At 69.2% G+C, this 12,017-nt stretch carries 11 protein-coding genes and 1 pseudogene; 6 read left to right on the top strand and 6 right to left on the bottom strand.

The window, feature by feature from the left end; all coding sequences use genetic code 11:
* Positions 1–13: 13 nt before the first annotated feature.
* The 5 genes and pseudogenes from ACWCO2_RS31480 to ACWCO2_RS31460 form a co-directional block, all read right to left on the bottom strand.
* Positions 14–334: a GroES family chaperonin gene (locus ACWCO2_RS31480; protein ID WP_450131423.1), complete on the bottom strand. Its 321-nt coding sequence runs from the start codon at positions 332–334 to the stop codon at positions 14–16.
* Between the two features lie 410 nt (positions 335–744).
* Entirely contained in the window at positions 745–2,598 is a 1,854-nt protein-coding gene (locus tag ACWCO2_RS31475) for an NHL domain-containing thioredoxin family protein (protein ID WP_450131422.1), read from the bottom strand.
* Positions 2,599–2,757: 159 nt separating this feature from the next.
* Positions 2,758–3,381, bottom strand: a complete 624-nt coding sequence (locus ACWCO2_RS31470) for a hypothetical protein (RefSeq protein ID WP_450131421.1) — start codon at positions 3,379–3,381, stop codon at positions 2,758–2,760.
* A gap of 361 nt (positions 3,382–3,742) precedes the next feature.
* Positions 3,743–4,138, bottom strand: coding sequence for a YunG family protein (locus ACWCO2_RS31465; RefSeq protein WP_450131420.1), 396 nt, complete (start codon positions 4,136–4,138; stop codon positions 3,743–3,745).
* 429 nt (positions 4,139–4,567) lie between these two features.
* Positions 4,568–5,326, bottom strand: a pseudogene (locus tag ACWCO2_RS31460) (ATP-binding protein); the annotation flags it as partial.
* A 123-nt stretch (positions 5,327–5,449) separates the two neighbouring features.
* Here ACWCO2_RS31460 and ACWCO2_RS31455 point away from each other — a divergent pair.
* From ACWCO2_RS31455 to ACWCO2_RS31435, 5 genes are all read left to right on the top strand, one after another.
* Complete coding sequence (locus ACWCO2_RS31455) at positions 5,450–5,995, top strand: MarR family winged helix-turn-helix transcriptional regulator (RefSeq protein ID WP_450131419.1); 546 nt, start codon at positions 5,450–5,452, stop codon at positions 5,993–5,995.
* Positions 5,992–6,498 carry an SgcJ/EcaC family oxidoreductase gene (locus tag ACWCO2_RS31450; protein WP_450131418.1) on the top strand — a complete coding sequence of 169 codons (507 nt, stop codon included), beginning with the start codon at positions 5,992–5,994 and terminating at the stop codon, positions 6,496–6,498. Before ACWCO2_RS31455 ends, ACWCO2_RS31450 begins: the two co-directional genes overlap by 4 nt.
* Positions 6,495–6,680 (top strand): hypothetical protein, encoded by a 186-nt coding sequence (locus tag ACWCO2_RS31445; protein WP_450131417.1) that lies wholly within the window; start codon positions 6,495–6,497, stop codon positions 6,678–6,680. The genes ACWCO2_RS31450 and ACWCO2_RS31445 overlap by 4 nt, the downstream gene beginning before the upstream one ends.
* 203 nt (positions 6,681–6,883) lie before the next feature.
* On the top strand, positions 6,884–8,176 hold the full coding sequence (locus ACWCO2_RS31440) for a CoA transferase (RefSeq protein WP_450131416.1): 1,293 nt from the start codon (positions 6,884–6,886) through the stop codon (positions 8,174–8,176).
* 112 nt (positions 8,177–8,288) lie between these two features.
* On the top strand, positions 8,289–9,053 hold the full coding sequence (locus ACWCO2_RS31435) for a class I SAM-dependent methyltransferase (protein WP_450131415.1): 765 nt from the start codon (positions 8,289–8,291) through the stop codon (positions 9,051–9,053).
* A gap of 153 nt (positions 9,054–9,206) precedes the next feature.
* Here the strand turns inward: ACWCO2_RS31435 and ACWCO2_RS31430 are convergent, their stop codons facing one another.
* The gene (locus ACWCO2_RS31430; RefSeq protein ID WP_450131414.1) at positions 9,207–10,487 is read right to left on the bottom strand and encodes an acetyl-CoA C-acetyltransferase; all 1,281 of its coding nucleotides are present in this window, start codon (positions 10,485–10,487) and stop codon (positions 9,207–9,209) included.
* Between the two features lie 98 nt (positions 10,488–10,585).
* Here ACWCO2_RS31430 and ACWCO2_RS31425 point away from each other — a divergent pair, with 98 nt between their 5' ends.
* Positions 10,586–11,923 (top strand): 3-oxoacyl-ACP reductase, encoded by a 1,338-nt coding sequence (locus ACWCO2_RS31425; protein ID WP_450131413.1) that lies wholly within the window; start codon positions 10,586–10,588, stop codon positions 11,921–11,923.
* Positions 11,924–12,017 lie beyond the last annotated feature (94 nt).

Raw genomic sequence — 12,017 nt, 5'->3', positions numbered from 1 at the left:
CCGGGGTTGCCGACTACAGGTACAGCCCGGTGCCCTGCTCGGTCTGCTCGGTGGCCACCGCGTGCAGGTCTCGTTCGCGCATCACCAGGTACGCCTGGCCCTGGACTTCGACTTCGAACTGCTCATCGGGGTTGAACAGCACCTGGTCGCCGACCTTGACGGTGCGCGCGTGGCTGCCCACGCCGAAGACCTCGCCCCAGACGAGCCGCTTGGCGACCTGGGCGGTCGCCGGGATCACGATGCCGCCGTTGCTGCGGCGCTCGCCGGACTCCGGCGAGATGCGCACCATGACCCGGTCGTGCAGCATCTGGATTTCGAGCTTGGCATCGGTCACCCGAAAAGTTTACTTCTCCCCGTCCCACGACCGGCCGCCCAGGGCAGGTGTTGAGTGCCTCTTCCTGCTGCAGAGCCCGAAGTTCTCCACCCGAATCAGCATTTCGCCAGCTCACAGCCCCACCATCGGCACTTCCGAGCGACCGCACCATATCTCTCGACCCACCCGGTCACTGCGGAGCGAAAGCACCCACCAAGCACAGTCGGTACCTGGCAAGTCCCTCCGCCACCCGATCCAGCGAGCTAACCGAAACCCCACCCGCACAACCCAAACCGCGCACAACCCCCAAACCAAACAAACCCCCTCCCGCCCCGCTCCGGCAGCCCCGCCACCCGGTGAGTCGGGTGGGAAATGAACGGGCCGCTCGCCCCCTGTTGGGGTGAGCGGCCCGTTCGTTGTTTCGGTTCGGGTCAGCTCTCGGTGTCGAGGCCGCCCATGACCAGGGGGAGGCGGTTCGGGCCGGTTGCGGCGATTTTGATCGGGACGCCCCAGTCCTGCCTGGTCAAGCGGCAGGCCGGGTGCTCGATGTCCGGGTCGTCGTCGCAGCTGGCGGCCTGCGCCACCACGTGCAGCACGCCCTGCTCGATGCCGTCGGCCAGCACCAGGCAGCGGGTCAGGTCGGTACCCACACCCGCGCCTTCGACCAGCAACTCGGCCGGCGACGAAGTGATCTCCAGCCGGGTCGACGGCCCGTAGCGCTCGTCCAGCTTGGTGCCGGGCGGCGGGGTGAACACCACCGCGAGCTCCACCTCGCCCGGGGCGATCTCCGTCGCAGGCCGCTTGACCTGCTGCGACGCCCCTTCGACCAGCCGCGCGGCGACGCCCGGCGGGACGGGCCGCTCGAGCCGGTGCGCGGCGGAAGCGACCACCACGAGCTCGCCGTCGACCACCGCCGCGCCGGACGGCTCGGCGACGTCGGTCGCCAGCGTGGAGACCTCGCCGGTCGCCGGTTCGTAGCGCCGGACCGCGCCGTTGTAGGTGTCGCAGACCGCGACCGAACCGTCCGGCAGCACCGCCACGCCCAGCGGGTGCTGGAGAAGCGCCTGGTCAGCGGGACCGTCGGCGTGCCCGAAGTCGAACAGCCCGGTGCCGACCGCGGTCCGCACCTCGAACCCGTCGCCAGCCGCCTCGACCCAGCGCAGCGCCGAAGTCTCCGAGTCCGCCATCCACAACCGGTCGCCGCCGTCGGCCAATCCGGAGGTCTGGGCGAAGAACGCCTCCTCGGCCGCGCCGTCGCGCAGCCCCTCCACGGTGGTCCCGGCGAACCGCCGAACCTCGCCGGAGACCGGGTCGAACAGGCCGAGCGTGTGGTTGCCGGCCATCGCGATCACCACGCCACCAGCCGGTTCCCACCAAGCGACGTCCCACGGGCTGGTCAGCGGAGTCTCCAGGCCTGGCCCGGAGTCGCTGCCATCGCGCCACTGCTCACCGGTGCCGGCCAAGGTCGTGACGTGCCCGTCCGCGAGCCGCACACCGCGCAGCAGGTGGTTGACGGTGTCGGCGACGACCACGTCGTAACCGACCTGCTCGGCGAGCTGCTCCGGCAGCAGCGCGAGCCCGCCCGGCTCGGAGAACGTGGGCTCAGCACCGTCGCTCCGACCACGCTGACCGGTGCCGATGCGGCGCACGACGGTCTCACCGTCACCGGCGAACTCCACCAGCGAGTGGTTCGCCGAGTCCGAGACCAGCAGGTTCCCGTCGTTCAGCGCGATGACCTTGCCAGGGAACCGCAGCGTCGTCTCCGGCGCTTCCGGCGGCACGTACGGACCGTCGCCGCGGTGTAGCGTGCCCTTGGCCTCGTGCTCGGCGATCACCTCGGTGATGACGCTGCGCAGCGCCTCGACGTGGCCCTCACCAGCGGCGACGTGCACGACGTAACCCTCGGGGTCCACCACGACGAGCGTCGGCCAGGCCTTGACGGCGAAGTTCTGCCAGGTGGTCAGCTCCGGGTCGTCGAGCACCGGGTGGTGCACGGCGTAGCGCTCGACGGCGGCGACCAGCGCCGCGGGATCGGCCTCGTGCGCGAACTTCGGCGAGTGCACCCCGACCGTGACGACCTCGGCGGCGAACTCCTCCTCCAACGGCCGCAGCTCGTCGAGCACGTGCAGGCAGTTGATGCAGCAGAACGTCCAGAAATCAAGCAGGACGACACGCCCACGCAGGTCGGCGAGCTTGATCTGCTTTCCGCCGGTGTTCAACCACTGGCGGCCCACGAACTCGGGCGCACGGACACGGGAACGACGTTTCTGCTGCTCAACACTCACGAGCGGAGTCAACAACACAGGGGTCGGGCGGTGTTCCGGAGGGTCCGGTCGCACGAGCCGATTCTCACTCGCCAGATAAGTCAAGCCCACGGCAGGGCGGATGGAGCAACAGTCACTCCCCCCTCGGAGGTAGGACCAACCGCGTCACGCCGCGCGGCATCAGCCGAAGCGGAACGAGCCGATCACGCCCAGCCCGCTGAGCACGCCGACGACCGTCAGCAGCAGGCACCCGACGATGGCCGACACCAGCCACGCGCGACGTCGCGACGTCGCGACGAACGCGATGCCGAGCGCCGCCCAGAGCAGGCCTTCGACAAAGAACCACGGCTCGTTCAGCAGCAGGTCTTGCAGGTCGGCGACCTGCCGGTCGAACGACCGCCATAGGCTCGCCGGGAGCTGCGTCGGGTGAACGCCGGTCAGGCTGAGCACCCGCAGCGTGCTCATGACCAGTGCGTGCATGCAGCAACCGACTGCCCCGATCCAGCCGAGCACCGGCAATGCACGTCGCAGAGCGCCTACCCGCACCGCGACGAGCGGCAAGAGGGCAGCGAACAGGATGATCGCGGCACCGACGGCGTTGATAGCGCGGAACTGGGCGCTGGAGACCGGCTGGCCGATCATGCCGACGGTGCCGCCCGCCGCGTAATACGCCCGGTAGCAGGCGTAGGCGAACCCCCACAGCGCGAGCGCGACAACGATTCCCCGCGGCGAGCCTGGACGAGGGATCGTGGTCTCAACCGTCCGATCACGGTTTCGTGCTGCCTGCGCCACAATGCGGGGCATCCTGGGCCCTTCTCCAATGGTCACCGACGCTAGAACAGCCACGTCCCCGCGCCGGTGACTTCGGCTGCGGCTTCTGATTTTCGCGCAACGACGTTGAAAGGTCACCAAGGAAACACAAACACAAACCGAACAAACGCGACACGACCTAGAACGTCCATAAGTCCAGGACCAGGACTTTGCCCCGGAAGTCCTTGAACCGCAGGTCTTTCCCGCCGATGTTCAACCACTGCCGGATGCAGCGGTTGTATCGACATGGTCGATACAACAGATCCGAGGTTGCGAAATCGCTATTCGGAGAGCGCCAGCCTGGCAGACAGCTTTCCTCGCCCTGGCCGCGAGTGCTTGGCGTTGGCCGTCTGGCTCAGCGCGCGGACTCACCAGGCTCCAGCGCGGCGATGACTCGGGCTCGGAGGAGTTCGTACTCTTCGCGGAGGCGGACGATCTCGGGCGGGCGCTTGATCACGGTGCCGCCGACGACCAGTTCTTCCGGGTCGAACTGCTCGCGGGTCAGGTCGAGTTCGATCCCGCCGGCCAAGCGGTTCCACCAGTGGTAGTCGACCCACTGACCGTCGACGTGAACCTCGCCGCAGACGAGGTCGCCGCCGAGCAGGTCGTTGATCACCAGCGCAGTGGTTCCGCATTGGCCGCGCGCGGGATTTCCCTCGTGCCACTGGGGAATGTCTTCCGGGGCGCAGGTGTCCACACCCCAGGACGATCGGATAGCGCACTCAACTTCAACCAGCGTCCGGACGAACATGCCGGCATCTTGCCCGGCGCCACCGACATCAGCGCTGGTTCCGGCCTCGCACGTAGTACGGGGTGGCCGCCAGCGCCGGGACGAGGGCGCCGAGCAGGAGGATCACGAGTTCCATTTTCGACCCCCTTCGGGCAGGGCTCACCGAGGACACAGCAGGGTGCGGTGAACTTGAACTTGAGTGGCGGCAGAAGTGCCGGAATTGGAAAGCCCCGCGATGCTGCCAGGTCGGGGGTCCGACAGCACCGCGGGGTCATCCTGCATATCGGCGCCCAACGCCGACTCGTTACACCCTTACCAACATGTGTGTCACGTCACGTTAAAGCGCCCGTCTGGGTGAGCGAATCGATCTCCATCCAGCCGTCTAGCGCAAACACTAGATTTGCCTGTAAATCCCGATCCGCGTGGAGAGCACTCGCCTGACCTGCGCGTTCAGTCCTGGGTGAGCAGGTAGCGACCGAAGTGGGGGACGGTGAAGGCGATCTGGCCGCGCTCACCGGAATAGACCAGGCCCTTCTTGATCAGGCTGCCGCGCGCCGGGGACAGCGACGACGGGCGGCGCTCCAGGTACTGGGCGATGGACGCGGTCGGGGCCGGCTCGTCGCGGCCCGCCACCAGCTCCGCCATCGCCCGCAGGTACTCGCGCTCGTCCGGGGTCGCGCGCTCGTAGCGGGAGCCGAAGAACCCGACGGCCAGCTCCGACTCCGCCTCCGGCGCGGCCAGCCGCACGTCCTCCGCGCCGATCTCGCCGCGCACCGCCGCGTCCCAGGTCGCCTTGCCGTAGGACTGCACGAAGTACGGGTAGCCGCCGGAGATCGAGAACAGAGCGTCCAGGGCGTCCGAGGTGATCTCGGCTTCCTCGCGCTCGATCGGCGCGATCACCGCGCGGTCGGCGTCGGAGCGGTCCAGCCGGTCGATCCGCAGGTACCGGAACAGCCGCTCGGAGTAGGACTTGCTCGCCGACAGCACCGCGGGCAGGTGCGGCAGGCCCGCGCCGACTACCACCAGCGGCGCCCCCGACTGGGACAGCTCGTTGCAGGCCGCGCACAGCGCGGAGACGTCCTCGGTCGGCACGTCCTGCATCTCGTCGATCAGCAGCGAGATCCCGGCGCCGACGTCGGTGGCCAGCTCCGCGACCTCGGTGAACAGCTCGACCAGGTCGATCTCGATGCCCCCGGAGGGCGCTGCTCCGATATCCGGCGAGAAATCCCCATCGGCGTGTTGTCGGCGCGACGCAGGTTTCCGAATCCGCGCTTGACCGAACCCTTCGCGACAAATAGCTTAGCTACTAAGCGAGTTGCGAAGTGAGTGAAAATGAGCAACGAAGGACAGCCAGAACGCGCCGCGCTGGCCGCGGAGATCACCGGGCCGCTGGCCCGCCGGTACAGCACGGCGACCGTGCTGTACCACCACGCACTGGCCGAACGTCTCGGGCTCGGCCCGACCGACCTCAAGTGCCTGGACCTGCTGCACGAGCGGGCTCCGATGACCGCGAGCGAGCTCGCCGCGATCACCGGGCTGACCACCGGCGCGACCACCGGAGTCGTCGCCCGGCTGGAGCGGTCCGGCCTGCTGCGCCGGGAGCCCCACCCGCATGACCGGCGCAAGCAGGTGTTGGGCCCCACGAGCAAAGCGGTCCGCGAGGTCCAGGAGGTCTTCGACGCACTGCCGGTCGACCCCGGCGCACTGACCGAGGGCTTCGACACCCACCAGCTGACCGCGATCGCGGAGTTCCTCACCCGCGTGACCGATTACGCGTACCAGCGCGGTGCGCTGCTGCGCGCGCAAGCGCTCTCGACAGGCGGCCGACGAGCTGCCACCGCCCCGCACGAGCAGGACACGACGAAGGAGCAGCGATGACCGACGACGAGCAGATCACCGCGTTGTTCGACCGCATGTCCGCCGCCTGGACCGCCGGCGATGCCCGCGCCTACGGCGAGTGCTTCACGACCGACTGCGACTACGTCTCGTACGACGGCAACCGCGCGCAGGGCAGAGAACCGGTCATCACCTCCCACGACAAGCTCTTCCGCGGGGTGCTCCACGGCTCAGCCCTCATCGGCCGGATCGATTCGATCCGGCACCTCAGGGATGGCGTCGCGCTCGTCCACTCCACCGGTTCCGTGCTCACCGCATGGCGAAAGACGCTGCCGAAGCGACGTCTCACCCGCAACACGATCGTCGCCGTCCGCGACGCGGACGGGTGGCGGTTCACCGCGATCCACAACGGACGGATCCGGCCGGTGCCCCCTCCGGAGCCGGGCTCCCCGCCCGCTCGACTGGCCCGAGGCCTCGTCCACGTCTCGCAACGGCTCGGCCTCGGGCGTGCCGCCGTCCAACCCGACAGAAAGGGACGATCATGAATGCCATCGCCTCGCCGTCACCGCAGTACGCCCGGCGAGCCGTGCTGTGGCTGAACTACCTGCGAGTGGCCGCGTTCCTCGTCGTTTCGTTCGCTCTGCTGCCCCTCATCGCCCGGCTCGTGGGCACGCCCAGCACCGTCCGGCCAGCGCCCAGCGGAGCGGAGTTGCACCGCGCCGGGTAGCGAGCCGTCGTCGACCAGCAGATTTGGCGAGAAGTCGACAAATCGATCGCATGTCGTGGAGCCACATCGCGGAGTATCCAGTGCTCTAGCGCAGAACCTATAGATCGCGAGAAAAGGCGATGCCGCACCGACCAACCCGGCCGACGCTGTGATCTGTCACGTCGGTGGCTGCGGTCCGACTGTCGGGCGCCGAGGATCTGGGCATGGCAGCTGAATGGCGACAGGCTCTGACCGAAGCGCTCGACGCCCTGGGGATCGATCGCAGCCCGGACGAGTTGGCGGTGGCCGGCGAGCTCGGCCACCTGCCCTCCGAGCTCCCGGTCGAGGAAACCGCGATCGCCTGCATCGGAGCCGCGCTGCTGGCCGCGGGCCCGGCAGAACTCGCCACCGAGCACGCCGCCGCCTCGGTTCGCAGCGAGGTGCACCTCCGCCTCGACGGCCGTCGGCCGTTGGACGGCTTCGCCCCGCTGTCCCGGTTCTGGCGGACCTCCGACGGCTGGGTGCGAACCCACGCGAACTATCCGTGGCACCGGGATGCCCTGCTGCGCACGCTCGGCGCCGCCGACGACGTCACGGTGGAGTCGGCGATCTCGGAACTGCCTGCGCGCGAAGTGGAATCGCTCGTGGTGGCGGCTGGCGGGATCGCCGCAGCGGTGCGGAGCCCGGAGCAATGGCGGGCTGAACTTCCTGGTCAGGCGGTGGATGCTCAACCGCTCGTCGGATCGTGCCGCGTCGACGGTGCGGCGCCCCGGCGTGGCCGATTCCGGGTGCTGGACCTGACCAGGACGATCGCCGGTCCGACGTGCACCCGGTTCCTCGCGGCGCTCGGCGCGGACGTCCTGCGCATCGACCCGCCGCACCGCCCGGAACGTCCGGGTAGCTACGACTCGCTGCTCGGCAAGCGCAGCGCACTTCTAGACGCTCGAACGCCGGAAGGCCTTGCACGGCTGCATGAACTGCTCGACGAGGCTGACGTTCTGGTGCACGGCTATCGGCCGGGTGCGCTCGAACGGTTCGGTTTGGGCTTCGACTCGTTGGCCGAACGGCATCCCGGACTGGTGGTGGTTTCCCTTTCCGCCTGGGGAAATTCCGGACCGTGGGGCGAACGGCGCGGATTCGACAGCATCGTCCAGGCGGCCACCGGCATCGCCACCGTCGAATCCACTTCGGATGGCCCTGGCGCACTGCCCTGCCAACTCCTCGACCACGCCACCGGATATCTCTGCGCAGCAGCGGCTTTGGACGGCCTCCGCCGCCAGTCCGAACAAGGCGACACCTGGCTGCGCGAACTCTCACTGGCCCGCACCGCCCATTGGCTACTCGACCAACCCCGCACCGAACACCCACCGCTACCCGTGAACGTCGAACCATGGCTGACCTCGCTCGACACCCCGGACGGCCGAATCACCGCCGTCACCCCACCCGGCCGCCTCAACAACCACCCTCTGGCCTGGCCGTTCCTCCACCCCTACGGCACCGCCGACCCCACCTGGTGATCCGCTCCGTCACCCAGGACATGGTCAATTTCTCGCGAAATTGACACCCCCACGGAGCAACCCGGGGCCTGGCCTGCGGAAATTCGGTGGCGTGGGTTGTGACCATGGGGGCATGACGCGTTCGTTCGAGGAGTTGGTCGCTGAGGCGGGGGATGTGCCGGTCGACGGTTGGGACTTCTCCTGGCTGGACGGTCGGGCGACCGAGCAGCGGCCTTCGTGGGGTTATCAGCGGCTGCTCGGGCAGCGGTTGGAGCAGGCGTCCGCGGCGCTGGACATCCAGACCGGGGGCGGCGAAGTGGTGGCCGGAGTGGCGAAGTTCCCGCCGGTGATGGTGGTGACGGAGTCCTGGCCGCCGAACGTCGCGGTGGCGACGAAACTGCTGCACCCGCTGGGCGCGGTCGTCGTCGCCGACCCGGACGAGCCGCCGCTGCCGTTCGCCGATGGCGCGTTCGACCTGGTGACGAGCCGGCACCCGGCCACCGTGTGGTGGGAGGAGATCGCGCGCGTCCTGGCTCCGGGGGGAACGTACTTCGCCCAGCACGTGGGCCCGGGAACCGCGTGGGAACTGGTCGAGCACTTCCTCGGCCCGCAGCCGGAGGCGCGCCGCAAGCGCCACCCCGACCTGGAAGCCGAGGGCGCACGCCAAGCCGGCCTGGACGTCGTGGACGTGCGAACCGAGCGCCTGCGCATGGACTTCTTCGACGTCGGCGCGGTGATCTACTTCCTCCGCAAGGTGATCTGGACGGTCCCAGGCTTCACCGTCGCCGCCCACCGCGACCGCCTGCACGACCTCCACGAGCAGATCCAACGCGACGGCGTCTTCGTCGCCCACTCCACCCGAACCCTCATCGAAGCCCGCAAACCCACGATCAGCTGAGCGGTGAAGGGCACGCCCACCCGTCGCCCGCCTCCCAAGGAGGCGCTTCGCGCCGCGGTTCCCACCCGTCGCCCGACCACCACCCCCAAGGAGGCGCTTCGCGCCGCGGTGTTGAACGGCCGAGAGTGCCCTTCACCGTGAAAAGATCGCTCGTCAGGGGCGTTCGAGGATGGCCGTCATGCCTTGGCCTCCTGCTGCGCAGATGGAGATCAGGCCTCGGCCGGATCCCTTCTCGGACAGGAGCTTGGCGAGGGTGGCTACGATTCGGCCGCCGGTTGCTGCGAAGGGATGGCCTGCCGCGAGGGATGAGCCGACGACGTTGAGCTTGGCCGGGTCGATCTGACCGAGGGGTTCGTCACGGCCCAGGCGGGTCTTGCAGAACTCGGGGTCCTGCCAGGCTTTCAGAGTTGACAGGACCTGGGAGGCGAAGGCCTCGTGGACCTCGTAGAAGTCGAAGTCGCCCAACCCCAGACCTGCGCGGTCGAGCAGCTGCGGGACCGCGTACGCCGGGGCCATCAGCAGGCCTTCGTCGCCGCTGACGTGGTCCACCGCCGCCGACACCACGTCGCCGAGGTAGGCCAGGACCGGCAGGCGCCGCTCCGCGGCCCACTCCTCGCTGGCCAGCAGGACGGTGGATGCGCCGTCGGTCAGCGGGGTCGAGTTGCCCGCCGTCATGGTCGCGCCTTCGCCACGGCCGAACACCGGCTTGAGCTTGCCGAGCTTGTCCACCGAGCTGTCCGCGCGGAGGTTCTGGTCGCGCGCCACGCCCTGGTAGGAGGTCAGCAGGTCGTCGAAGAAGCCGCGCTCGTAAGCCGCAGCGAGCCGCTGGTGGCTGCGCGCGGCCAGCTCGTCCTGCGCTTCCCGTTCGATTTCCCAGGCCAGCGCGGTCTTCGCGGCGTGCTCGCCCATCGACAGGCCGGTGCGCGGCTCAGCGTTGCGCGGGATTTCCGGCACCACGTGCTGCGGGCGGACTCCGCTCAGCGCCTTGAGCCGACCGGCCGCGGTCTTGGCGTGGTTGGCCTGCAGCAGGACGCGGCGCAGGTCGTCGTTGACCGAGATCGGCGCGTCGCTGGCCGAGTCGACGCCACCGGCGATGCCGACTTCCAGCTGGCCGAGGGCGATCTTGTTGGCCACCGAGACCACGGCTTCGAGCCCGGTCGCGCAGGCCATCTGCACGTCGTGCGCGGGGGTGCGCGGGTCGAGCTTGGAGCCGAGCACGGTTTCGCGGGCCAGGTTGAAGTCGCGGCTGTGCTTGAGCACCGCGCCCGCCACGAACTCGCCGATCCGCTCGTTCTGCAGTCCGAAGCGCGCAACCAGTCCGTCCAGCGCTGCGGTGAGCATGTCCTGGTTGGAGGCGCGGGTGTAGGGGCCGCCGGACCGCGCGAACGGGATCCGGTTGCCGCCGATGATCGCTACTCGCCGAGCGGTGGCCATGGCCTGACTCCCTGGTTGCTGCGATGTTCCCTGGTCAATCTAATCTACCCGCGGGTAGGTTAGACGTCGAGCTACCGGACATCAGTGGGAGAGTTGCCATGGCCGACCGATACCAGCAGTTCACCTCGTCCGCGCTCGGGCGGCAGGTCGTCAAGCGACTCGGCCTGCCCGCGCCGACGCCGCTGCGCCGCTACCGACCAGGCGACCCGGTGGTGGCCGGCCCGGTGCTGCTCGGCGCCGCCCCCGGCCCCCGCCTTGGCGACGCGATCTCGGTCGTCACCAAGGGAATCCAGGCGCAGGTCCACCGAACGCCCGCCGATGGTGAGCGCTACTCGGCGCTGGTCTTCGACGCAACCGGGATCCGCAGCAGCGAGCAGCTGCACGAGCTGTACGAGTTCTTCGGCCCGACGATCCGGCAGACCGATCGCTGCGGCCGGGTGATCGTGCTCGGCACGCCTCCGGAGAGCATCAGCGATCGGCGGGAAGCCACCGCGCAGCGCGCGCTCGAGGGTTTCGTCCGTTCCGCGGGCAAGGAGCTCAAGCGCGGCGCGACCGCGCAGCTGATCTACGTCGCCGAAGGCGCTGAGGGCGCGCTGGAATCCACCCTGCGCTTCGTGCTCTCGGCGAAGTCCGCCTACGTGTCCGCGCAGGTGATGCGAGTCGGGCAGGCCGAGATCCCGGACGTGAACTGGGAAAAGCCGTTGCAGGACGAGGTCGCGCTGGTCACCGGCGCATCGCGCGGCATCGGCGAGGCCATCGCGGAAACCCTGGCTCGCGACGGGGCGCACGTGGTTTGCCTGGACGTGCCCGCGCAGGGCGGTGACCTCGCCGCGGTCGCCAACCGCATCGGCGGCTCGACGCTCCAGCTCGACATCACCGCCGACGACGCGCCCCAGCGGATCGCGGACCACTTCGCGCAGCGGCACGGCGGCCTGGACATCGTCGTGCACAACGCGGGCATCACCCGCGACAAGACGATCGGCCGGATGTCCCGGCAGCAGTGGGACGCGGTGCTCGCGGTGAACCTGACCTCGCAGGAGCGGATCGACGAACACCTGCTCGCCGATGGCTCCCCGCTGCGGCCCGGCGGGCGGATCATCGGCGTGTCCTCGATGAGCGGCATCGCGGGCAACGTCGGGCAGGGCAACTACGCGGCGTCCAAGGCCGGGGTGATCGGGCACGTGCAGTCCTTCGCGCCGGTCGCGGCCGAGCGCGGGGTCACCATCAACGCGGTCGCCCCGGGGTTCATCGAAACCCGGATGACGGCGTCGATCCCGCTGTTCGTGCGCGAAGCGGGGCGCCGGATGAACAGCATGTCCCAGGGCGGTCAGCCGGTGGACGTGGCGGAAACCATCGCCTGGTACGCGAATCCCGCATCGGCCGGGGTGAACGGCAACGTCGTGCGCGTGTGCGGACAGAGCCTGCTGGGTGCATGAGGGGTCGTGAGTGCGAAAGCCGGTTGGAGCCGGTCTACGCGCTCCATCTGGAGTCGATGGCGACGGCGAAACCCGCCAACGTGCTGCCAGCACC

The sequence above is a fragment of the Saccharopolyspora sp. NPDC002376 genome (genome assembly GCF_053593195.1).
This window is presented reverse-complemented; position numbering and strand designations above follow the sequence as displayed.